At 71.8% G+C, this 22508-nt stretch carries 22 protein-coding genes and 2 tRNA genes; 9 read left to right on the top strand and 15 right to left on the bottom strand.

From position 1 onward, the window contains the following. Positions 1 to 28: 28 nt before the first annotated feature. The 7 genes from FHS34_RS23310 to FHS34_RS23280 form a co-directional block, all read right to left on the bottom strand. Entirely contained in the window at positions 29 to 1009 is a 981-nt protein-coding gene (locus tag FHS34_RS23310) for a hypothetical protein (protein ID WP_184968526.1), read from the bottom strand. 100 nt (positions 1010 to 1109) lie between these two features. Next, a complete protein-coding gene (locus tag FHS34_RS23305) occupies positions 1110 to 2390 on the bottom strand; it encodes an HD-GYP domain-containing protein (RefSeq protein WP_184968524.1) in 1281 nt (426 codons plus the stop codon). After that, entirely contained in the window at positions 2387 to 3691 is a 1305-nt protein-coding gene (locus FHS34_RS23300) for an HD-GYP domain-containing protein (RefSeq protein ID WP_184968522.1), read from the bottom strand. Before FHS34_RS23300 ends, FHS34_RS23305 begins: the two co-directional genes overlap by 4 nt. 111 nt (positions 3692 to 3802) lie before the next feature. Further along, positions 3803 to 4114, bottom strand: a complete 312-nt coding sequence (gene rsrA / locus FHS34_RS23295; RefSeq protein ID WP_184968520.1) for a mycothiol system anti-sigma-R factor — start codon at positions 4112 to 4114, stop codon at positions 3803 to 3805. Then, on the bottom strand, positions 4111 to 4806 hold the full coding sequence (sigR, locus tag FHS34_RS23290) for an RNA polymerase sigma factor SigR (RefSeq protein ID WP_225817570.1): 696 nt from the start codon (positions 4804 to 4806) through the stop codon (positions 4111 to 4113). The genes rsrA and sigR overlap by 4 nt, the downstream gene beginning before the upstream one ends. Positions 4807 to 5063: 257 nt before the next feature. After that, positions 5064 to 5693, bottom strand: a complete 630-nt coding sequence (locus FHS34_RS23285; RefSeq protein WP_184968516.1) for an alpha/beta hydrolase family protein — start codon at positions 5691 to 5693, stop codon at positions 5064 to 5066. Position 5694: 1 nt separating this feature from the next. Continuing rightward, complete coding sequence (locus tag FHS34_RS23280) at positions 5695 to 6510, bottom strand: SOS response-associated peptidase (protein ID WP_184968514.1); 816 nt, start codon at positions 6508 to 6510, stop codon at positions 5695 to 5697. Between the two features lie 50 nt (positions 6511 to 6560). Between FHS34_RS23280 and FHS34_RS23275 the strand changes: the two genes are divergently transcribed. The 5 genes from FHS34_RS23275 to FHS34_RS23255 all read left to right on the top strand — a co-directional run bounded on the left by FHS34_RS23275 (position 6561) and on the right by FHS34_RS23255 (position 10680). After that, the gene (locus tag FHS34_RS23275; RefSeq protein WP_184968512.1) at positions 6561 to 7283 is read left to right on the top strand and encodes a M50 family metallopeptidase; all 723 of its coding nucleotides are present in this window, start codon (positions 6561 to 6563) and stop codon (positions 7281 to 7283) included. Between the two features lie 28 nt (positions 7284 to 7311). After that, positions 7312 to 8628 carry a 3-phosphoshikimate 1-carboxyvinyltransferase gene (gene aroA / locus FHS34_RS23270; protein ID WP_184968510.1) on the top strand — a complete coding sequence of 439 codons (1317 nt, stop codon included), beginning with the start codon at positions 7312 to 7314 and terminating at the stop codon, positions 8626 to 8628. A 10-nt stretch (positions 8629 to 8638) separates the two neighbouring features. Then, a complete protein-coding gene (rsgA, locus tag FHS34_RS23265) occupies positions 8639 to 9649 on the top strand; it encodes a ribosome small subunit-dependent GTPase A (RefSeq protein ID WP_184968508.1) in 1011 nt (336 codons plus the stop codon). Positions 9650 to 9733: 84 nt separating this feature from the next. Then, positions 9734 to 10057, top strand: coding sequence for a DMT family transporter (locus FHS34_RS23260; protein WP_030787784.1), 324 nt, complete (start codon positions 9734 to 9736; stop codon positions 10055 to 10057). 11 nt (positions 10058 to 10068) lie between these two features. Then, on the top strand, positions 10069 to 10680 hold the full coding sequence (locus FHS34_RS23255) for a hypothetical protein (RefSeq protein ID WP_184968506.1): 612 nt from the start codon (positions 10069 to 10071) through the stop codon (positions 10678 to 10680). A 68-nt stretch (positions 10681 to 10748) separates the two neighbouring features. On the opposite strand, the gene FHS34_RS23250 is transcribed toward FHS34_RS23255, so the two are convergent. Continuing rightward, positions 10749 to 11354: a TetR/AcrR family transcriptional regulator gene (locus FHS34_RS23250; protein WP_184968504.1), complete on the bottom strand. Its 606-nt coding sequence runs from the start codon at positions 11352 to 11354 to the stop codon at positions 10749 to 10751. Positions 11355 to 11488: 134 nt separating this feature from the next. Between FHS34_RS23250 and hisN the strand changes: the two genes are divergently transcribed. Together hisN and FHS34_RS23240 are read left to right on the top strand one after the other, a co-directional pair. Continuing rightward, entirely contained in the window at positions 11489 to 12289 is an 801-nt protein-coding gene (gene hisN, locus FHS34_RS23245) for a histidinol-phosphatase (protein ID WP_184968502.1), read from the top strand. A gap of 172 nt (positions 12290 to 12461) precedes the next feature. After that, on the top strand, positions 12462 to 12857 hold the full coding sequence (locus FHS34_RS23240; protein ID WP_184968500.1) for a CBS domain-containing protein: 396 nt from the start codon (positions 12462 to 12464) through the stop codon (positions 12855 to 12857). Positions 12858 to 12922: 65 nt separating this feature from the next. On the opposite strand, the gene FHS34_RS23235 is transcribed toward FHS34_RS23240, so the two are convergent. Then, positions 12923 to 14377: a catalase gene (locus FHS34_RS23235; protein ID WP_184968498.1), complete on the bottom strand. Its 1455-nt coding sequence runs from the start codon at positions 14375 to 14377 to the stop codon at positions 12923 to 12925. A gap of 145 nt (positions 14378 to 14522) precedes the next feature. Here FHS34_RS23235 and FHS34_RS23230 point away from each other — a divergent pair, with 145 nt between their 5' ends. Beyond that, the gene (locus FHS34_RS23230; RefSeq protein WP_184968496.1) at positions 14523 to 14939 is read left to right on the top strand and encodes a Fur family transcriptional regulator; all 417 of its coding nucleotides are present in this window, start codon (positions 14523 to 14525) and stop codon (positions 14937 to 14939) included. Positions 14940 to 15089: 150 nt separating this feature from the next. Here the strand turns inward: FHS34_RS23230 and FHS34_RS23225 are convergent. The 4 genes from FHS34_RS23225 to FHS34_RS23210 all read right to left on the bottom strand — a co-directional run bounded on the left by FHS34_RS23225 (position 15090) and on the right by FHS34_RS23210 (position 20305). Further along, positions 15090 to 15163 (bottom strand) — tRNA-Met (locus FHS34_RS23225). A gap of 130 nt (positions 15164 to 15293) precedes the next feature. Continuing rightward, positions 15294 to 17105, bottom strand: coding sequence for a tetratricopeptide repeat protein (locus tag FHS34_RS23220; protein WP_184968494.1), 1812 nt, complete (start codon positions 17103 to 17105; stop codon positions 15294 to 15296). Positions 17106 to 17310: 205 nt separating this feature from the next. Continuing rightward, positions 17311 to 17384, bottom strand: a tRNA-Met gene (locus FHS34_RS23215). A gap of 41 nt (positions 17385 to 17425) precedes the next feature. Further along, positions 17426 to 20305: a UPF0182 family membrane protein gene (locus FHS34_RS23210; RefSeq protein ID WP_221509372.1), complete on the bottom strand. Its 2880-nt coding sequence runs from the start codon at positions 20303 to 20305 to the stop codon at positions 17426 to 17428. Between the two features lie 164 nt (positions 20306 to 20469). On the opposite strand from FHS34_RS23210, the gene FHS34_RS23205 reads away from it, so the two are divergent. Continuing rightward, complete coding sequence (locus tag FHS34_RS23205) at positions 20470 to 21012, top strand: PPA1309 family protein (RefSeq protein ID WP_184968490.1); 543 nt, start codon at positions 20470 to 20472, stop codon at positions 21010 to 21012. 75 nt (positions 21013 to 21087) lie between these two features. On the opposite strand, the gene FHS34_RS23200 is transcribed toward FHS34_RS23205, so the two are convergent. Both FHS34_RS23200 and FHS34_RS23195 read right to left on the bottom strand, forming a co-directional pair. Further along, positions 21088 to 22185 (bottom strand): YlbL family protein, encoded by a 1098-nt coding sequence (locus tag FHS34_RS23200; RefSeq protein ID WP_184968488.1) that lies wholly within the window; start codon positions 22183 to 22185, stop codon positions 21088 to 21090. Between the two features lie 50 nt (positions 22186 to 22235). Next, positions 22236 to 22409, bottom strand: coding sequence for a hypothetical protein (locus FHS34_RS23195; RefSeq protein WP_184968486.1), 174 nt, complete (start codon positions 22407 to 22409; stop codon positions 22236 to 22238). Positions 22410 to 22508 lie beyond the last annotated feature (99 nt).

Below are 22508 nucleotides of genomic sequence, written 5' to 3'. Positions count from 1 at the left end.
AGCCTAAAGGCGGCTGCTCACCGGCGGCTCAGCAAACCTCTTCCAGATCCCGCCAGTCCCTGGAGTCCGGGCTGTCGGCCACCCAGCCGTCCAGCAGCCCCCGCACCAGCGAGGCCGGCGCGGCCACCCCGCACTCCCGCTCCGGCACCCACAGCTGCCCGTCCGTCCGGTGCCCCAGCGGCCCCGGATGCCCCGGCTCGCTGTGATCGTGCGGGTCGAGGTGCACGCCCTCGCCCTCGTCGGACGGCATCCGTGACTCGGAGCACATCCGGCACAGCAGCCGCACCGACGACGACCAGTCCTCCGCGGCGAACCCGGCGTCGGCCGCGAGCTGCTCCAGCGCGTCCCGGTCCGCCTCGGTGGCCGCCTCCAGCAGGACCACCCAGGTGGGCACGGGGGACGGCGCCCACAGCTCGATCTCGTCGAAGACCGGGTAGGAGTGCCCCGCGGACGTGGTGCGCTCGCCGTGCGGGACGCCGTCGTGCAGCACGACCTCGCCCCAGCGCCGCCCGGACGAGGGGAGCGGGATGGAGAGCACCTCCAGCCGGGCCGGGTCCAGCCGGCGGCCCCAGACGACCTCGGCCTCGCCCTCCGGGGAGAGCCGTACGGCGGCGCTGCCCAGCTCCATGCCGAGCGGCTCGGCGGCGGCCGCGGCACCCCCGGGCACCTTCAGCCCGTACGCCTGCCAGGCGCGGCGGGCCAGCGGCCAGTCCTGCAGGGCGGTCGCGGCGATGCCCACGTTCCACCAGTCGGGCGCCCCGGTCTCCCGGTCGAGCAGGGCCACCGCACGCAGTCCGGCCGCGCGGGCCTGCTCCCAGTCGTGCCGGAACTTGTGCAGCAGGGCGAGGTTGAACCAGGACTCCGACAGCCAGGGCTCCAGGTCGGCGGCGCGTGTCAGCAGCTCGCCGGCGTCCTCGTACCGGCCGTCCCCGATGAGCGTGAACGCCCGGTCGGTCGCCTGCCGCCAGGAGGCGGAGGGCCGGTGCCGTCCCTTGCCGAAGATCCTCACGATTCCCGCCTGCCAGTTCCAGTTCCGCACAGTGGGCTGGCTTGTGCCCCCGGACACCCTCTCCCTCGCATCCAACCACGTACGACGGGAAAGGCGCTCATTACCCATGGGTTACCCAGCCGGGCTCGGGGTCAGACAGTCCCGTTCGTCTCACCGGGACGCGCTCCCGCGCGCCCTGGGGCTGGGCCAGCACCCGGGCGAGCGACTCCACGACCTCGGGAGCGTAGTCCCCGGCGGTGCCCAGTCGCAGCTCCTCCAGCGCACGGAGCGGGCCCTCGGGGCCGGCCTCCCGGGTCTTCTCCTCGTAGGCGTTCACGGCCCGGACGATGCGGGCGGCGAGGGGCTGTTCCGGGTAGGGGTCGGCCTGTCGCTCCACGACGACGGCGACGGCGGCGTCGACCCCGGTCTGCCGGACGACGGCGCCGCCGAGCAGGGCGATACGCCGCTGCTCCGCGGCCGGCAGGGCGGCGGTGGCGCCGGCCGGGACCGGGTCGACCAGGCTGAGCTGTCCGATGTCGTGCATCAGGGCCGCGTACTCCAGGACGGTCAGTTCCGGGCCGGTCAGGCCGAGGTCCCGGCCGACGGCGAGGCTGAGCGCGGCGACGCGGCGGGCGTGCCCGGCGGGGGTGCAGCCGGCGATCTCCGTGGCGCGGGCGAGGGAGGCGATGGTCTGCCGGTAGGTGGCACGCACGGCCGCGTACCGGCGCACGGACAGCTGGACGAGCAGCATGGGCAGGCAGAACACGGGCAGCGCCCACAGTCCGACGACGGCGACCGCGAGCGCTATCACCGCGCCGGTCGCGACGACGGCGGAGCCGATGCCGAGCAGCCCGCGCAGTTCTTCGCGCAGCAGCGGTCCGAACGGCCAGCCGGTGCGGCAGTGGGCCAGCGCGGCGGCCAGGACCGCGCCGCACAGCGAGGTGAGCGCGAGCAGGGTGAGCAGCAGCAGGGCGTAGGCGGGGCCGCTCCAGGAGTCGAAGACGCCCCGGTTGTACAGGGGTTGGAAGCAGACGGCGGCGAACCCGACGGTGAGGACGCGGCGGGCCAGGTGGTCGGCGGTGGCGGTGCGGCCGGCCCAGATGTGCGGGACGGCGCCGATCAGGGCGGCGACCAGGACGACGGTGACGACCTGGGCGGCGTCGTGCTGGCTTGGCCGGCCGGCGTCGGCGCCCAGCAGTGCGTACGACAGGGAGCCGGCGGCGCCGAGCGGTGCGGCCTGGCGTGCCCGGGTGTCGCTCCACCGGGTCAGCTCGCCGACGGCTATGAGCACGCCGAAGGCGAGCGCGTCGCCCCGGTCGGCCAGGCCGGTCCACAGGGTGACGGCGAGGGAGGCGGCCGAGACGAGGGCGGCGGCGCCGTGGACGAGTCTCAGGACGGTCATCGGGGCACCCCGGTGCGGGAGGCCCGCTGCGCGGGCGGGGTGCCGTACGCCGGTTCGTCGGCGGTGACCGCCGGGTGCCAGCCGGAGCGGGCCAGGGCGCGGACGAGCGCGGTGACCATGCGGGGGTCGAAGTGGGCCCCGGCGCAGCGCTCCAGCTCGGCGACGGCCGCCTCGACCGGGCGGGCCCTGCTGTAGGAGCGGGTGGAGGTCATGGCGTCGAAGGCGTCCGCGACGGCGACGATCCGGGCGCACTCGGGGATCTGGGCGCCGGCCAGCCCGTACGGGTAGCCGGTGCCGTCGAGCCGCTCGTGGTGGTGGAGGATGGCCGCGCGGGCCTCGCCGAGGAAGGAGATCCCGCGGACCATCTCGTGGCCGTACTCGGGATGCAGTTCGATGATCCGCCGCTCCTGGGGAGTGAGCGGCCCGTCCTTGCGCAGCAGCCGGGTGGGCACGCCCAGCTTGCCGACGTCGTGCAGGATGCCGGCGAAGCGGAGCACCTCGACACGGTCGTCGTCCATGCCGAGTTCGCGGGCGATCAGCACAGATGCCTGTCCGACCCGTTCGCTGTGGCCGCGCGTGTAGCCGTCCTTGATGTCGACGGCCTGGACGAGGGCGCGGATGGTGGCCTGGTGGGCCGCGCGTTCGCGGTGGTACTGGGCGAACACCCACCAGGAGACGCACATCGGCAGCAGCACGAGCAGCGCGGACACGGGGCCGTAGGGGCTGCGCCACAGCACGGCCATCATCAGTCCGGCGAGGCCGTGCACCGCGACGGCGGCGAGGGAGCGGGCCAGCAGGCCGCGCCAGGCCCGGCGCAGCGGCACCGGCCCGGCCGCCGCGCGCAGGCCGCCGTCGAGCGCGGTGAGCACCAGGCAGAAGGCGAGGACGGCCGCGCCGGCGGGCAGCAGGGCGTGGGGGAAGTCGGAGCGGACGACGGCGTCCCGGCCGCCGAGCGCCCCGTGCACCCGGGCGGCGGCCCACACGGCGAGCGCGGGCTGCGCGGCCCGCCACACCCTTCGCGGCAGGGCGGGCCGGTGCTCGACCGGGGACAGCAGGGCGGCGGGCACCGGGACGAGCGCGGCGGCCGCCGGGGGCAGCAGGAACGCGCCGGCGAGCAGCACGGGGTAGAAGGGGCCGCCGAAGCGGCGGTGCACGACGTGCTCGCAGGTGGCGTAGAGCGCGGCGAGCAGGAGCGTGGCGGCCCAGGGGGTGGGGGTGGCCGGCAGCCGGGACAGGCTGAGCGCGGCGAGCAGGGCGACACCGGTCACATAGCCGCGCGCCCTCGCCGGTACCGCCTCCATCACGCCCCTCCCCGACCATGCCTGTCCAGGCTCGGAGCCTAGGGCGGTTATCGGGGGGTGCGGGGCTTATGACCTGAGGATTAGCACGTTCGGGTGATATGCCCCGGCGTGTCAGGACTCCTGGGGCGCGGTCGGCGCCTTGGTCACGTCGTGTTCCGGCACGGTCTGCCCGGAGCGGATCAGATCGATCCGCCCCATGACCTTGGCGCGCAGGTCGGCGGGCACGTCGTCATGGCCGCAGCACCGCTTCACCAGCTTCTTCACGGCCTGCTCCAGGCCGTACTTCTCCAGGCACGGCGAGCATTCCTCGAAGTGGTGCTGGAACTTGTCGCGGTCGACGTCCGGCATCTCGCTGTCGAGGAACTCGTACAGATGGTCCAGGACCTCACCGCAGTCCGTCTCGTGCGGCTCTCCGCAGCTCATGAGCCCGAGCCTTTCGCTTCGTTCGACTCCCCGGCGCCCGCCGGGACCAGCCCGCGCTCACGGGCGTAGTCCTCCAGCATGCCGCGCAGTTGCCGGCGGCCCCGGTGCAGCCGGGACATCACCGTACCGATGGGTGTCCCCATGATGTCCGCGATCTCCTTGTACGCAAAGCCCTCGACGTCCGCGAGATAGACGGCGATGCGGAACTCCTCGGGGATCGCCTGCAGCGCTTCCTTCACGTCCGAGTCCGGCAGGTGGTCCAGCGCCTGCGACTCGGCGGAACGCAGTCCCGTCGACATGTGCGACTCGGCGCGGGCGAGCTGCCAGTCCTCGATCTCCTCGGCCGCGCTGCGCTGGGGCTCGCGCTGCTTCTTGCGGTACGAGTTGATGAAGGTGTTGGTGAGGATCCGGTACAGCCACGCCTTGAGGTTGGTGCCCTCGCGGAACTGGTGGAAGGACGCGTACGCCTTGGCGTACGTCTCCTGCACCAGGTCCTCGGCGTCGGCCGGGTTGCGGGTCATGCGCAGCGCGGCCGAGTACATCTGGTCGAGGAATTCGAGCGCGTCCCGCTCGAAGCGCCGGCTGCGCTCCGCGGTCGTCTCACCGGACGTTTCCGCGCTGACGCCCTGGCCCTCGGGCTGCTCCGCCTGGCCGTTGTCGGTCCCTGCGTCGGTACCGGTGACCGGACCCACCTCCTCAAGATCCCGGGCAGGACCAGAACCGATCCCACTCGATTCGGAGGATAGAACACGACCCGTACCCGCCGCCGCTCGAATAGGAGCGGTCCTGGCCGCGTGCAGCACCGTCCAGTCCAGGTCGGTGCGGCTGCTGCGGCTCGGGCAGATGGTCGAACCCATGCGGCGGACTTCCTCTCCCACGACGTCGGTGCCGAGGTCCTCAGCACTTCTGTGGGCCTCAACAGCGGGCGGCCGCGCAACATTCCCGGCCGTCACCCGAGCGCCGCGACCCACCCCGCGACCCCGTCGGTGATGATCTCCAGCGCGCGCTCCTGGGTGGTCCCGGCACGCTTGGGCACGGCGAACCCGTGATCGCCGTACGGCACCTCGATCAGCTCGTAGGAGCCGTCGGGGAACTCCTCCGGCCTGCCGAAGGGGTCGTTCCCGCCCTGGACGACCAGCGTGGGCACGCCGGCGCCCAGCAGCTCCTGCGCGCGGGACTTCTCCGGCCTGCCCGGCGGGTGCAGCGGGAAGCTGAGGGCGAGCACGGCGTGGGCGCCCAGCTCGGCCGCCGTACGGCAGGCGACGCGCGCCCCGGCGCTCCGGCCGCCGGAGATCACCGGCAGTCCCGGCTTCGCGAGGGCGGGCCACACGCCGCGCCACCCGGTGTCCAGCGTCTTCGGGGCGGGCGCGACCTTCTTCCCGGCGACCCGCCAGGGCTGCTCGACGAGGGCGACGGTGACGCCGTGCCCCGGGAGCGTCCCGGCGAGTGCCTGGAGGTCGCGCGCCTCGATGCCGCCGCCCGCCCCATGGCCGACGGCCAGCACCAGCCGCGCACGCTTCGCCTCGTGCCAGGTGATCCGGGCATCTCCCGCATCCGTGGCAACGGTCTCGGTAGTCACGTCAGAAGAGTGTGCCCTCTTCCGGTGCCTCCAGCTCCTTCAGCAGCTCGGGGCCGTTGTTGCGGACGTTGCTGACGGCGGTGGGGACCGGATAGGCGCGCATCAGGCCGGCGGGCGGCGGCGTGAGCAGGTCGCGCAGGCCGTCGGGGTCGGTGCGGGACGGGTCGAGCCAGGCGTCCCAGCGGTCCGGGGTGAGCATCAGCGGCATCCGGGGGTGGATGTCGGCGAGGGTGTGCGGGCCCTCGGCCGGGGCCACCGCCAGCGGGGTCCGCTCCGCCTCGGTGGTGATCACCGAGCAGGTGACCCACCAGGCCCGGGGGTGGTCGTCGGGCAGGGTCCGGTCGCGCCAGAACTCGTACAGGCCGGCCATCGCGAACACCGAGCCGTCGGCGGGCAGCACGAAGTACGGCTGCTTGCGCGGCCGCTTCTTCTTGCCCTCGACCTCCAGATCGCGCTCCTGCTCGCCGGTGACCCACTCGTAGTAGCCGTCGGCCGGCACGATGCAGCGGCGGGCGGCGAAGGCCCGTCGGTAGGAGGGCTTCTCGTGCACGGTCTCGGCGCGCGCGTTGATCATGCGGGCGCCGCCCTCGGGCGTCTTGGCCCAGGACGGGACCAGGCCCCACTTCAGCTTCCGCAGCTGGCGAACCGGACGCGGGGAGTCCGCGTCTTTCAGGGGGCGGTCCAGGACGGCGTAGACCTCCTTGGTCGGAGCCACGTTGTAGTCCGGCTCCAGGGTCTCTTCGGGCTCCCACTTCTCGATCTCGAAGATACCCGCGAGATCCTCGGGCCCACGACTCGATGCATACCGTCCGCACATACGTGCCACACTGCCAGACTCCGTACTACTGCAGGGAGCCACCGCGAGATATGGACAGCCTCGCCGCCACCGCGCTGCCCGACCTCTGGGACCGGCTCACCGGCTCCCAGCCCGATCCCGACCTGTGGGTGGTGCTGGCCACCGCGGCCGCGGCGCTCGCCGTGGTCGTGCCCCATCCGCTGTGGCGGATATCCCGCAACGCGATCACCATCGCCCACGAGGGCGGCCACGGCCTGACCGCCCTGCTCACCGGCCGGCAGCTCACCGGCATCCGGCTGCACTCCGACACCAGCGGGCTCACGGTCAGCCGGGGCAAGCCGTACGGCCTGGGGATGATCCTCACGGCCGCGGCGGGGTACACGGCTCCCTCGCTGCTGGGTCTCGGCGGGGCCGCGCTGCTGGCCGCCGGCCGCATCACTCTGCTGCTGTGGGTGGCCACCGCCCTGCTGGTGGTGATGCTGGTGATGATCCGCAACGCGTACGGCGTACTGACCGTGGTCCTCGCGGGCGGGGCGTTCCTGCTGGTGTCCTGGCTGACGGGACCGCAGGTGCAGGCGGCGTTCGCGTACGCGGTGGTGTGGTTCCTGCTGCTCGGCGGGGTCCGGCCGCCGTTCGAACTGCAGGCCAAGCGGTCCCGGGGAGGGGCCGGGGACTCGGACGCGGACCAGCTGTCGCGGCTGACGCACGTACCGGCGGGCCTGTGGCTGTTCCTGTTCCACGCGGTGTCCCTGTGCTCGCTGATCGGCGGGGGCCGCTGGCTGCTGGAAGGTTGACCCCGGGCCCTCCTTATAAAGTGGCCCCATGGCCCCGAACAGCTCCTCCACCGCACTCTGGCCCGCCCCGCACGCGAGCGGGGCCGTCGACGCGACGGTCCACGTGCCGGGGTCCAAGTCGGTCACCAACCGTGCCCTGGTCCTCGCCGCCCTCGCCTCCGAGCCGGGCTGGCTGCGCCGCCCGCTGCGGTCCCGGGACACCCTGCTGATGGCCGGCGCCCTCAGGGCCATGGGCGTGGAGATCGAGGAGGGCGTCGGCCCCGACGGCACCGGCGAGGCCTGGCGGGTGCTGCCCACGGGCCTGCGCGGCCCGGCCACGGTCGACGTCGGCAACGCGGGCACCGTGATGCGGTTCCTGCCGCCGGTGGCCGCGCTGGCCGACGGTCCCATCCGGTTCGACGGGGACCCGCGGTCGTACGAGCGTCCCCTCGACGGCGTGATCGACGCGCTGCGGGTGCTCGGTGCCCGGATCGACGACGACGGCCGGGGCGCGCTGCCGCTGACCGTGCAGGGCGGCGGGGCGCTGGACGGCGGTCCGGTCTCGGTCGACGCCTCCTCGTCGTCCCAGTTCGTCTCGGCACTGCTGCTGTCCGGCCCGCGCTTCAACCAGGGCGTGGAGGTCCGGCACACCGGGGCGAGCCTGCCCTCGCTGCCGCACATCCGGATGACGGTGGACATGCTGCGTGCGGTCGGCGCCCAGGTGGACACCCCCGAGTCGGGCGGCGAGCCGAACGTGTGGCGGGTGACGCCGGGCGCGCTGCTCGGCCGGGACCTGACGATCGAGCCGGACCTGTCCAACGCACAGCCGTTCCTGGCGGCGGCCCTGATCACCGGCGGCAAGGTGCTGATCCCGGACTGGCCGTCCCGCACCACCCAGCCGGGTGACCGGCTGCGGGAGATCTTCACCGAGATGGGCGGTTCCTGCGAGCTCACCGAGTACGGGCTGCGGTTCACCGGTTCGGGTGCGATCCACGGCATCGATGTGGACCTGGGCGACGTGGGCGAGCTGACCCCGGGCGTCGCGGCCGTGGCCGCGCTCGCCGACTCGCCGTCCACCCTGCGGGGCGTGGCGCATCTGCGGCTGCACGAGACGGACCGGCTGGCCGCGCTCACCAAGGAGATCAACGAGCTGGGCGGTGACGTCACGGAGACGGCCGACGGCCTCCACATCCGTCCGCGCCCGCTGCACGGCGGGACCTTCCACACCTACGAGGACCACCGCATGGCGACCGCCGGTGCGATCATCGGCCTGGCGGTCGAGGGCGTGCAGATCGAGAACGTGGCGACGACGGCGAAGACCCTGCCGGACTTCCCCGAGCTGTGGACCGGAATGCTCGGACAGTAGGGATCACGCCATGCGCCGCTACGGCAAGCACACCGACGAGGACGACATCCGCAGCCGTCCCAACCGCAAGGGCAACCGGCCGCGGACGAACATCCGCCCGAAGCACGAGGACGCGGCGGAGGGGATGGTCCTCACCGTCGACCGGGGCCGGCTGACCTGTCTGGTCGACGACCGCACGATCATGGCGATGAAGGCCCGCGAGCTGGGCCGCAAGGCGGCCGTGGTGGGCGACCGGGTGGCCCTGGTCGGCGATCTGTCCGGCATGAAGGACACGCTCGCGCGGATCGTCCGCATCGAGGAGCGGTCGTCGCTGCTGCGCCGCACGGCCGACGACGACGATCCGTACGAGCGAGTGGTCGTGGCCAACGCCGACCAGCTGGCGATCGTGACGGCCCTGGCCGACCCGGAGCCGCGCCCCCGGCTGATCGACCGCTGTCTGGTCGCGGCCTACGACGGCGGTCTCGAGCCGCTGCTGGTGATGACCAAGTCGGACCTGGCCCCGCCGGACAAGCTGCTGGAGCTGTACGGCGACCTGGACATCCCGTACGTCGTCACCAGCCGCGAGGAGCTGGAGAGCGGGGGCGCGGCGGACCGGGTACGCGCGCATCTGGACGGCCGGGTCACCGCGTTCGTGGGCCACTCCGGCGTCGGCAAGACGACCCTGGTCAACGCGCTCGTGCCCGAGGAGCGCCGGCGAACGACGGGACATGTGAACGCGGTGACCGGCCGGGGCCGGCACACCACCACCTCGGCCCTCGCGCTGCCGCTGGGGGGCGGGGACGGCTGGGTCGTCGACACCCCGGGAGTCCGCTCCTTCGGGCTCGCGCACATCGACCCGTCCCGGGTGATCCACGCCTTCCCGGACCTCGAACCCGGCACGGAGGGCTGCCCGCGCGCGTGCAGCCACGACGAGCAGGACTGCGCGCTGGACGCGTGGGTGGAGGAGGGGCACGCGGACCCCGCACGGCTGTATTCCCTGCGCCGGCTGCTGGCCACGCGGGAACGCAAGGAAGGCGACTGAGCCCCGCGTTGTTTGCCCGGCCGTGAGTTCGGTAAGTGCATAATCGCACCGAGCCGGAGATCCGGACCAACGGGAGGACCGCACATGGCGTGGCTGCTGGTCATAGTGGCCGGGATTCTGGAGACCGGTTTCGCCGTGTGCCTGAAACTCTCCCACGGGTTCACGCGCCTGTGGCCGACGATCGCCTTCGCGTCGTTCGCCCTGGGCAGCTTCGGCCTGCTGACCCTCTCCCTGAAGAAGCTGGACGTCGGCCCCGCCTACGCCGTGTGGACCGGGATCGGCGCGGCGGGCACCGCGATCTACGGCATGGTCTTCCTCGGCGACCTGGTGTCCACCCTGAAGATCGTCTCCATCAGCCTGGTCATCGTCGGGGTGATCGGGCTTCAGCTGTCGGGGTCGGCGCACTAGGCGCGCCCCGCATGGACCGTGAACAGGACACCGGTCCGGCCCGGCATCGCGACCGCGGCGAGTGGCTGCCCCGGTTCGCCGGCCGCGTCCTGGTGGTGTGTCCCCGCTGCGGCGGCCGGGCGGACGTGATCCCGCGCCCCGGTCTCCCCCCGCTCGCCCACTCCGGCGAACTGCTGGTCCGGCCCCGCCGGCTCGCCTGTGGCGGGTGCGGTGTGAATGCCGGATGGCAGGCCGCCAGGCGGGACGGCGCGCTCGTCGCGGCGCAGCTCGGCGGAACCGAGGACCCGTTCTTCCGGCGGCCCCTGTGGCTGCAGACGCGCTGTGCGGGCCACGTCCTGTGGGCCTGCAACGAGGAACACGTCGAGGCGCTGGCCGCCTATACCGGTGCCACCCTGCGGGAGGGCGGCACCGGCCGCACGAGGGCGATGTTCCCGCGGCTGCCGCGGTGGATGAAGGAGTCCGGTCACCGGGCCGCGGTGCTGGCCGGACTGGAGCGGCTGCGCGTGCTGTCGGCGCTTTCGGCCCCCGCCGACCGGTCCGACGCGGCCCATGAGCGCAGCGACCTCCCCCGGCCGTACCGGGCCGTGTACCAGCGCAACGGACCGTACGAGGGCGACGTCTGACGCGGGCGGCCGTCTCCTGGCGGTACCGGGCCCTGGGGCTGCGGGGCCGCGGTACCGGCCGGGCCGGCTCACACCGGGTGCCGTGGGAGTACCGCCCGGACCAGGTCCGCCATTTTGCCCTCCGTGGTCGGGGCCGCCACGCAGGACAGGGCGAGGCGGACGACCAGTTCGCAGGAGCGCAGCAGTTCGGCGGTGTCGTCCGGGGCGGTGCCGGGGCCGGCCAGCGCGGTCGCCGCCCGGTCCCGGACGATCCGCACGAAGTCGCGGGGCGTCGGCAGCGGCCCGTCGGCCCGGCGCTGGGCCGGGACCGTGGTGGCGGAGGGCACGGCGGTGAGCGGCGGGGCCGGCAGCCGCTCGGTCCAGCAGCCGGTGAGCATGGCCCGGACCAGCGCGTTCTCCCGGGCGGCGGTGGTGGTCCACTCGGCGGTGGCGGTGAGCCGCTCGCCCGCCCCGGCGGAGCCGGCCAGGGCCCGCTCGACACCGGCGAGGTAGCCGTCGGCCTCCCGCCGCACCAGTGCCCGGGCCAGCCCGTCCTTGCTGCCGAACTCGTTGTACAGGGTCTGCCGGGACACCCCGGCCGACGCGGCCACGTCGACCATCCGCACCGCGGACCACGGCCGGCGCACGAGCGCCGTGAACGCGGCGTCCAACAACGATTCCCGGGCAGCAGGCATCCTCGCCTCCCTGGGTCACAGCGACACTGCGCCCAGATTTGACGCGCCTGTATGCACTGTCAAGGGTTCGCGACGGCCGTTCACACCCGGACCCTGGTGGCCCCCGCACCCGCCCGCCGGATACCGTTCCTCACATGCCGGACTACCTCGACGACCTCCGTCTCGCCCATGTGCTCGCGGACGCGGCCGACGCCGCCACCATGGCCCGCTTCAAGGCGCTCGACCTGAAGGTGGAGACGAAGCCGGACATGACCCCGGTGAGCGAAGCGGACAAGGCGGCGGAAGACGTCATCCGCGGCCAGCTCCAGCGCGCCCGACCGAGGGACGCGGTCCTCGGCGAGGAGTACGGCGTGGAGGGAACCGGCCCCCGACGCTGGGTGATCGACCCCATCGACGGCACCAAGAACTACGTACGCGGTGTTCCCGTGTGGGCCACCCTCATCTCCCTGATGGAGGCGACGGAGGGCGGCTACGAGCCCGTCGTCGGGGTCGTCTCCGCCCCCGCCCTGCAGCGCCGCTGGTGGGCGGCGAAGGGCCACGGCGCCTTCACCGGCCGCAACCTCACCGCCGCGTCCCGTATCCACGTCTCCCAGGTCGGCAAGCTCGCGGACGCCTCCTTCGCGTACTCCTCGCTCTCCGGCTGGGAGGAGCAGGACCGCCTGGACGGTTTCCTGGACCTCACCCGCCAGGTGTGGCGCACGCGCGCGTACGGCGACTTCTGGCCGTACATGATGGTGGCGGAGGGCTCCGTGGATTTCTGCGCCGAGCCGGAGCTGTCCCTGTGGGACATGGCCGCCAACGCGATCGTCGTCACCGAGGCGGGCGGCACCTTCACCGGCCTCGACGGCCGCCCGGGCCCGCACAGCGGCAACGCGGCGGCGTCCAACGGGCTGCTGCACGACGAGTTGCTGGGGTATCTCAACCAGCGCCGGTGAGGAACGGGAGTACTCCCGGTACGCCCTCAACTGGCGTCGCGCGCCCCCTTGTTGACCCGCCCTTTACCTGGCAGTCTGAGGTTACCCCCGCTTGTGAACTTGTGCATTACCGAACAGGCGCCTCCCGCGCCGGGCCCGCACAACGGGGAGGATTCTAGGAGGTGGCCCATCCATGCTCGTCCGTGACGCCATGAGCACGGTGATCCTCACGCTCGGCCCCGCCCACACCCTCCGCCAGGCAGCCGCCCTGATGTCCGCCCGCCGCGTCGGCGCCGCCGTGGTCCTCGACCCGGACGCCGGCGGCATCGGCATCCTCACCGAACGCGACATCCTGAACTCCGTCGGCCTGGGCCAGAACCCGGACGCCGAACGCACCCACGCCCACACCACCACCGACGTCGTCTTCGCCGCCCCGACCTGGACCCTGGAGGAGGCGGCCCGCGCCATGGCGCACGGCGGCTTCCGGCACCTGATCGTGCTCGACCACGGCGACGTGGCCGGGATCGTCTCGGTCCGCGACATCATCCGCCGCTGGGTCCCGGCCCGCGAGCCCGCAGCCGTGCCCTGAGCACACGAACGGGCCGGACCCAGAGCACCGTGGGTCCGGCCCGCCCAGCCGCGAGGGCGGCCGGCTCAGTCGCGCAGCGCCTGCACCGCCGCCTCCAGCCGCTTGCCGAAGTCGGCGTCGGCGTTGCGGAAGTTGCCGACGGCGCGCTCGACGATGTCCTCGCGCGAGACCTGCGAGAGGGCGCCGGCCAGGTTGGCGACCAGACGCTCCTTCTCCTCCTGCGACATCAGCCGGTAGAGGTTGCCCGCCTGCACGAAGTCGTCGTCCTCGGCGTGCACCGGGGTCGGGTGGCCGCCCGTGCCGCCGGTGAAGCCGTCGAATGGCTGCCACAGCGGGCGGCCGGTCTGCTGCGGGCCGCCGAAGCTGTTGGGCTCGTAGTTCTTCGCCCCGCCGTGCCGGCCGTCGTAGAGGAAGCCGTCCCGGGAGTTGGTGCGGGCCTCGGTGGCGTGCGGGCGGTTGACCGGCAGGTGGTCGGCGTTGATGCCGACGCGGTAGCGGTGCGCGTCGCCGTAGGCGAAGAGCCGCCCCTGGAGCATCTTGTCGGGCGAGGGGCCGATGCCGGGCACGAAGTGCGCGGGGCTGAAGACCGACTGCTCGACCTCGGCGAAGACGTTCCGCGGGTTGCGGTTCAGCTCCAGCCTGCCGATCTCGACGACCGGGTAGTCCGCGTGCGGCCACACCTTGGTCAGGTCGAACGGGTTGAAGCGGTAGGTCGCCGCGTCCGCCGCGGGCATGATCTGCACGCCCACGGTCCAGCTCGGGAACTCGCCGCGCTCGATCGCCTCACGCAGGTCGCGCTGGTGGGAGTCGGGGTCCTTGCCCGCGAGGACCTCCGCCTCCTCGGCCGTGAGGTTCTTGATCCCCTGGTCGGTCTTGAAGTGGTACTTGACCCAGAAGACCTCACCGGCCTCGTTGCTCCACTGGTAGGTGTGCGAGCCGAAGCCGTCCATGTGCCGGTATGAGGCCGGGATGCCGCGGTCGCCGAAGAGCCAGGTCACCTGATGGGTCGACTCCGGCGACAGCGACCAGAAGTCCCACACGCTGTCGGCTTCCGTGCTGCCGGTGTACGGGTCGCGCTTCTGGGTGTGGATGAAGTCCGGGAACTTGATCGCGTCCCGGATGAAGAACACCGGGGTGTTGTTGCCGACGAGATCGTAGTTGCCCTCCTCGGTGTAGAACTTCAGCGCGAAGCCCCGCGGGTCCCGGACCGCGTCGGCCGCGCCGAGATTGCCGGCCACCGTCGAGAAGCGCAGGAAGACCTCGGTCTCCTTGCCGACCTCGGAGAGGAACGCGGCACGCGTGTACGGCGTGACGTCGGCGGTCACGGTGAACGTGCCGTAGGCGCCGGCGCCGCGGGCGTGCACCACACGCTCCGGGATGCGCTCACGGTTGAAGTGGGCCAGCTTCTCCAGCAGCAGCTGGTCCTGGACCAGGACCGGCCCGCCGACGCCCGCCGTCTCGCTGTTCTGGTTGTCGGCGACCGGAGCACCGGCCTCCGTGGTGAGCGGTCCCTGCGACACGTGCGCCTCCTGCGTCATCACTGACTAGTCCTGTCCTGTGGCCAAAGCCGGTTTTGATCCTACAATGGACTTTGTCTAAGTCAAGCCACGATCCAAAGTCACACATATTCCCGACCTGGTCCCTCTTCCTGTTAGGCTGGTGGCCATGAGCGACCTTCTGGAACGGCTGCGTGGACGCGGATGGCGGATGACCGCGCAGCGACGCGTGGTGGCCGAGGTCCTGAACGGCGAGCACGTCCATCTGACGGCCGACGAGGTGCACGCACGGGCCGTCGCCAAGCTGCCGGAGATCTCCCGGGCGACCGTCTACAACACGCTGGGTGAGCTGGTGACCCTCGGCGAGGTCCTGGAAGTCAGCACGGACAAGCGCGCCAAGCGGTACGACCCGAACGCGCACCGGCCGCACCACCACCTGGTCTGCGCTCGCTGCGGCGCGATCCGTGACGTCCACCCGACCGGCAACCCCCTCGCCGACCTCCCCGACTCCGAACGCTTCGGCTTCACGGTGTCGGACGTCGAGATGACGTACCGGGGACTGTGCCCGAACTGTGCGAGCGCGTAACACCACGCTTCCCTGGAGCCCCGGCATCCGCCGGGGCTCCTCGCGTATGCCCGAGAGGGCTCGACACGGACACGGAGACCTCTCGGCCGTGTGCGCGTGAAAACACCGAGGGCCGGAATCCATTTCTGGATTCCGGCCCTCGGTCTTCAGTAGCGGGGACAGGATTTGAACCTGCGACCTCTGGGTTATGAGCCCAGCGAGCTACCGAGCTGCTCCACCCCGCGTCGGTGAACACGACATTACGGGAGGGCGGTGCCGGGATGCAAATCCATTCGCGGCGAGGTGGCACGGGTCACTCCCCGGCCCCGCACCCCCGGCCCGCACAGCCGCTCGGACCGGGTCACCCGGACCAGGTCACGCGGACAGTTCCTCCCGCAGTGCGTCCCGCAGCCGCCCCGCCCGCTCCGCGACCTCCGCCGGCCCCAGCGCCACGGCCCGGTCGGCCCACCTCTGCCCTTCCGCCAGCTCACCGCGACGCGCGTAGACCAGGGCCAGCCGGAGCGCCGCCCGGCCGTGCCCGGCGTCGGCGGCCCGGGTCCACCACACCGCCGCCTCCGGCTCGCTGCCCTCGCGGGCGAGCAGCAGCCCCAGGTTGAAGGCACCGTTGCGCGACCCGGCCTCGGCCGCCGTCCGGTACCACCGCGCCGCCTCCACCACGTCGCCCCGGGCCGCAGCGAGCATGCCGACCCGCACCTGCGCCCGCCGGTGCCCTTGCGAGGCGGCACGCTCGTACCACTCCTCGCACTCGGTCTTCTCCTGCACGATCTCCCCCAGCTCGTGCGCGGGCTCCGGCGGCCGGCGCGCGTCGAGCAGGGCGGCCAGCCGGTATGCGCCCTCCGCACTGCCGCTGCCCGCGGCGCAGCGCAGATGCCGTTCGGCCTCCGGCTCGTCGCCCTCGCGCAGCCGGGCGATCCCGACCTGCAGCGCGGCCTCGGCGTGTCCGGCGGAGGCCGCCCGCTCGTACCAGCGCAAGCCCATCTCGTCCTCGCCGCGGCCCGCGTAGAGGATGCCGAGGTTGAACGCGGCGTCCACGCTGCCGGCCTCGGCGGCCTTGGAGAACCACGGCTCGGCCCCGGTCGTGTCGCCGCCCTGGAGCAGCAGGATGGCCAGCGCGTTCGCGGCCTCCCGGTGCCCGGCGTAGGCGGCCCGCCGGTACCACTGCTCGGCCTGGGTGGTCCGGCCCTGCTCGGCACAGAGCAGCCCGAGGTTGTAGGCGCCGTTGTCGTCGCCGGCGTCCAGCGCGGCGCGGTACCAGCGCTCGGCGGTCTGGGTCTCACCGCGCTCGGCGTGCAGCGCGCCCAGCGCGTTGGCCGCGTTGCCGTCGCCCTCCTGGGCGGCGCGCAGCCACCACACGGCCGCGCTCTCGGTGTCGCCGGCGTCGCGCAGCAGGAAGCCCAGCGCGCAGGCGGCCCGCGGCTCGCCGTCCTTGGCGGAGGTCAGGTACCAGCGGCCGGCCTCCTTCAGTTCCCCGCGGCGCTCCAGGATCGCCCCGAGGTGCAGCGCGGCCCGCCGGTGACCGCGCGCGGCGGCCTGCCGGTACCACTGCTCGGCCTCCGCGACAGCGTTGTCGGACCCGTTCTCGTCCCCGTGCCCGGCGGTGCGGTCGAGCGCGCGCGCCAGCCGGTAGGCGGCCTCGCGGTGCCCGCGCTCGGCCGCGGCCCGCATCCAGTGCTCGGCTGCGACGTCCCCGCGGTGCTCCAGCAGGTCGGCGAGCGCGTAGGCGCCGAGGACGTGGCCCTGCTCGGCGGACTGGCGCAGCCAGTACTCGGCGGCGGGCTCGTCGCCGCGCTCGCGGTGGCAGCGGCCGAGCGCGTGCGCGGCGGCGGCGGATCCGGCCACGGCGGCGATCCGCCACCAGCCGGCCGCCTCCTCGGCGTAGCCGCGCTGGTGCAGCAGGACTCCCAGGTTGTTGGCGGCGGCCCGGTCACCGGCCGCGGTGGCGGCCCGCAGATGAGGTTCGGCTCCGTCGAGGTCGCCGCGGCGCAGCAGCATGGACCCGAGGACACTCGCCGCCTCGGCGTCGCCGCTCTGCGCGGCGAGCGCGAGGCGCGTCTCCTCGCCGGCTTCGCCCATGTCCACCATCTCGTCGCGGGCCGGCTCGATGCCGGGAGGCTGCACAAATCGCCCTGACTCGAACAGAGTTGCCTTGTCCCCCATAACGTCCATCGTCGCACCACCTGCAACCTGGGTACACCCGGTATACCGCAGCCCGTGAGGTCACTTCAGCGTTTTGTCGACATGCCCACAGGGAGACAAGTCAAACACAGAGCGCCCAACTCCCCACGGCGGCGCGGCCGTCCCTCCCCTCAGTACATGAGTTCGCACACCACGAAGGCCCGGATCCCTATAGGATCCGGGCCTTCGACTTCAGTAGCGGGGACAGGATTTGAACCTGCGACCTCTGGGTTATGAGCCCAGCGAGCTACCGAGCTGCTCCACCCCGCGCCGTTGCAGGTCAACCGTACCACGACGCGGAGGGCGCTTGATCAACTCTTGTTTCCGCCGCCGGCCTTGTCGGCCTTGGCCTGTGCCTCCTCGGCCTTCTTCAGCGCGTTCTCCAGGTCCTTCTGCGCCTTGGCGTACGCGTCCCAGTCCGGACCGTCCTGCAGGGCCTGCTGCCCGGCGTCGTAGGCCTTCTGGGCGTCCTGCAGTGCCTGTCTGACCGTCGGGTTGGCGGTACCGGGCGGGTTGGTGGTGCCGGTCTCCGGCGGCCTGGTCGAACCCTGCACGCCGAACACCTCGTTGAGGGCCGCGTCCAGGGTGTTCTTGAAGGCGGTCCTGCCCTCGTAGGTGACCAGAACCTTCCTCAGCAACGGGTACTTGAGGGAACCACCGCGGACGTAGACGGGCTCCGCGTACAGCAAGCCCCCGTCGAGCGGCACGGTCAGCAGATTGCCGTACTCGACCTTCGAATGCCCGCGGCTGAGCAGGCTGATGGTCTCGGCGATGTCCGATTCGGAGTTGAACTGGCTCTGGACCTGTTTGGGGCCGTCGACGGTCGTGCTCGTCGGCAGCTTCAGGACTCTGATCTTGCCGTAGTCGCTGGTGCGCGGGTCGGAGTCGACGGCCATGAAGGCGCTGAGGTTGTCCCGCCCGTTGGGGGTGAGCGTGGTCGTCAGCGAGAACGCCTTGTCGCTCTGGCCCGGCATCTTCATGCTCAGGTAGTACGGCGGGACCGCGCTGCCCGAGTCGTTGGTCGGGTCGTCCGGGACCGACCACACCTCGCTGCCGCTGAGGAAGGTCTGCGCGTCCGGCACGTGGTAGCGGGTGAGCAGCTCGCGCTGGACCTTGAACAGGTCCTGCGGATAGCGCAGATGGGCCAGCAGGTCCGGGGAGATGTCCGAGCGGGGCTTGACGGTGCCGGGGAAGGCCTTCATCCAGGTCTTCAGCACCGGGTCCTCGGTGTCCCACTCATAGAGCTTCACGTCGCCGGTGTACGCGTCGACGGTCGCCTTCACCGAGTTGCGGATGTAGTTGACCTGGTTCTGCTGGGCCACGACCGCACGGGAGTTGTTGGTCGCGGTCAGCGAGTCGGCCGTCGTGTCACCGAGGGTCGTACGGGAGGCGTACGGGTATCCGTTCGTGGTCGTGTACGCGTCCACGATCCACTGGATCCGGTGGTTCACCACGGCCGGGTAGGCGTCGCCGTCGATGGTCAGCCAGGGGGCGACCGCCTCCACGCGCTCCTTGGGCGTGCGGTTGTACAGGATCCGCGAGCCCTTGCCGATCGCGCCCGAGTAGAGGATCTGCGGTTCGTTGAACGCCGCCGCGTACGCGGCCCGGTTGACCAGGCTGTCGAGGTTGACCCCGCTCTTGCCCTGGTAGCTGGTGGTCTCCTCGCGCTCGTTGTCGGAGTAGTCGACCTCCTTCTGGGGCCCTCCGACGATCGAGTACGTGGTGGTCTTCTCGCCGTAGTAGATCCGCTGCTCGTAGGAGCCGAGGTCGCCCTGGGACGGCAGGTTCTTCTCGGTGAAGACCGGCCGGCCCTTGGCGTCGGCCTCGGTGCCCTTCGCGGCGACCACGCCGAAACCGTGCGTGTAACGGAAGTGGTCGTTGATCCAGTTGTTCTTCGGGATGCCGCCCAGGTTCAGTTCCCGCAGACCGAGGACGGTGTCCTGCTCCTTGCCGTCCTTCGGGTAGCGGTCGACGTCGAGGTTGTCCGGGAACCCGTAGTAGCCCTTCATCTGCTGCAGCTGCTGGAACGTCGGGGAGACGACGTTCGGGTCCATGATGCGGATGCTGGCCGTGTCGTCGACCTTGTCGCGCAGCGTGGTCTTGTCCTGGGTCGTGGACCTGCCCGCGTACTCGGTGACCTCGGCGTCGTCGATGCCGTACGCCTCGCGGGTCGCCTTCAGGTTCTTCTGGACGTACGGCGCTTCCTTGGCCTGCTCGTTCGGCTGGACCTGGAACTTCTGCACGATGGCCGGGTACAGGCCGCCGATCAGGATCGCCGACAGGACCATCAGGCCGAAGCCGATCACGGGCAGCTGCCAGGTGCGCCGCCACAGGGTGGCGAAGAACAGCAGCGCGCAGATGACGGCGATGCAGAACAGGATCGTCTTGGCCGGCAGGTAGGCGTTGGCGTCGACGTACCGCAGGCCGGTCCAGTTGCCGGTCGCCTTGAAGTCGCTGGACTTCACCGCGAGCCCGTACCGGTCGAGCCAGTAGGCGACCGCCTTGAGCGCGACGAAGATGCCGAGCAGCACCGACAGGTGTCCGGTCGCGGCGGCGGTGGCGCGCGCTCCCGGGCTGGTGACGCGCAGCCCGCCGTACAGATAGTGCGTGAGGGCGGCGGCGATCAGGCACAGGATGGCCGTGGCGAAGCCGAAGCCCAGCAGGAAGCGGTACCAGGGCAGGTCGAAGGCGTAGAAGGAGACGTCGAGGTGGAACTGCGGGTCCTTCTGGTGGAAGGGCACGCCGTTCACCCACATCAGCCAGGTCCGCCACTGGCCCGACGCCGAGGCGCCCGCGATCAGCCCGACCAGAGAGGTGACCGCGAACAGCAGCCACTTCTTGTACGGCGCGATGGCCATGCGGTAGCGGTCGAGGCTCTGCTGCTCCATCGACATGGCGCTGAGCGGGGGCCGCAGCCGGTGCGCGAGCCAGATGTTGACGCCGACCGCGACGGCCATCAGCAGGCCGAAGACGAAGAACAGCCCGATCTTCGTCGACAGGGTGGTGGTGAACACGGACGAGTAGTGCACCGACCGGTACCACAGCCAGTCCGTCCAGAAGCCCGCGAACATGGTGAACGCCATGCCGAGCACGGCAAGGACGCCCAGGGTCACGAGCAGGGCCCGGACCCTCCGGGACGGGCGGCCCGCTCTGATCCGTGGCCCCGTCGGGCCTCCGCCGCGGTCCGGCATCTGGAAAGCCAAGGTGCGCACCTCGAAGTTCGCTGTCGATACGTCAGGCCCTCGGGTTCGCGGGCCCGCCGTGGCCCCCCGTGATCGTGGGCCCACACCTATGCAACTTACTCACCGTTTACTCGGTTCCCGATTCCGGCCGGGAACAAGGCAGGATTGTGACCATGTCCAACACTCCCATGGCAGCGAGCCCGCTCACCCGGGCCGTACTCGAGATCGACGAGTACGTCTCCGGCCTCGGCTGGGACCAGCCCGCTCGCCTCTTCGCCCTCGTAGACACCGCACGGCTGCGGGCTCAGGAACCTTCGCTCGCGGCTCAGCTGGGTCTCGAGGACGAGTCCGAGACCACCGGTCTCACCCCGATCGAGCAGGACGAGGTCCCGTCCGGCAAGCCGCTGGACGAGTTCCTCGGCACCATCGCCTGGCCCGACGCGGTCGTCGGCTGCGCGCTCACGGTGGAGCGCCTGATGCTGCCGCCGTCCGCCGAGGCCCAGGTCCCCTCCGGTCTCGACGAGTCCGGGCTGGCGAAGTGGGTGGCCCAGCACCCCGAGCGCCAGGAGGTCCGCATGACGGTGGCCGTGCTGCGTGACGGCAGCCGCGAGTCGGCGCTGCGGCTGCGCGAGAAGGACTCCTCCACGGAGGTGCTGACGGGCCCCGACCTGGTGCCGGGTCTCGCGGAGGCCCTGACGGCGACGTTCGCGGACTGATCCCGTTCCGCCCGGGTACGGCGATGGGGGCGCCCCTGGTGTTCAGGGAGCGCCCCCAGCCGTGTCACGGCCCGCTCAGCCCTTGGCGGTGCACTTCGGCAGGGCGGCGGTGTTCCCGCTGCTGATGTCCTTGAGGGCGTCGAGCGCGTCGCCGATGGTCTTGACCTTGACCAGGGTGAGGCCGCCCGGGGTGTCCTCGGCGGCCGCCGCGCAGTTGTCGGCGGGCGTCAGGAAGTACTGGGCGCCCTTGTTCCGCGCGCCGACGGTCTTCATCTCGACGCCGCCGATCGGGCCGACCTTGCCGTTGTCGTCGATGGTGCCGGTGCCGGCGACGAACCTGCCGCCGGTGAGGTTGCCCGGGGTGAGCTTGTCGTAGATGCCGAGGGCGAACATCAGGCCGGCGCTGGGGCCGCCGACGTCGGCGAGCTTGATGTCGATGGTGAACGGGAAGGTGTGGTCCGTCCCCGCGGAGATGCCGACGATGGCCCGCTTGGCACCGCTGTCGTCGGACGCCGCGGTCGTGATCGTGACCTTCTGGGTCCTGGTCGCCGTCCGGTGGGCCTTCTCGGCGGCTTCCTGTTCCTTGGCGGGTACGACCGTGAAGACGGTCTTCTGGCCGGGCTCGTGCTTGGTCACCAGCTTGGCGACGTCGGCCGGCTGCTTGACCGCGGCGCCGTCGACGGCCTTGATCACGTCACCGGCGTGCAGCCTGCCCTCGGCCGGGGAGCCCTTGACGACCGTGGAGACGATCACCCAGGACTTCACGGGGACGCCCAGCTCCTTCAGGGCGGCGACCTTGGCGCTCTCCTGGGACTGGCTGAACTCCTCGGCGTTCTCCTGGGTGGACTGCTCCTCCGTCTTGCCGTCCGGGTAGAGCGTGTCGTGCGGGACGATCTTGCTGTCGTGCGCCAGCCAGCCGTAGACGGCCTCGACGAGGTTGATCCGGTAGTCGGCGCTGGTGACCCGGACGGTGGTCATGTTCAGATGGCCGTCCGTCGGATAGGTCCTGCGCCCGGAGATCTGCAGCACCGGCTCGCCGTCGTGCTGTCCGAGCGTGTTCACGGTCGGGCCGGGAGACATCTCCGAGTACGGCACGGGGATGAGCACTCCCGCGCACAGGAGCGCGATCAGCATCAGGGTAGAGGCGAGCATCGTCGCGGTGCGGCGTGGCATGCCCCGACAGTACGGGACGCCTCTGTCAGCGCACCGTCAGGGCACCCCGGTCACGCACCCGGCGCGCCCGAGCGGGGCTTCTCCATGGCCTCCCGGAACCGCGCGTATCCGTCCAGCTCAGGACCGTCGCCGCGCACCTTGCGGGTCCGATTGGCCCAACTGCCCCAGAGTCCACCGCCGACCGCGGCCACGAGCGGAATCGACAGCCAGACAAGCACCCCCATGCCGACCTCCCTACGCCATGCGCGTCCGCAACTGACTGATCAGCAGATTAACCATCCGCACGGACAACGCTCACGCGAGGGTGCCGGTTACGCAACCGG

The organism is Streptomyces echinatus, assembly GCF_014203595.1.
Classification (GTDB): domain Bacteria; phylum Actinomycetota; class Actinomycetes; order Streptomycetales; family Streptomycetaceae; genus Streptomyces; species Streptomyces echinatus.
The sequence above is the reverse complement of the archived record's forward strand: the minus strand, read 5'-3'. Positions and strand labels throughout refer to the sequence as shown.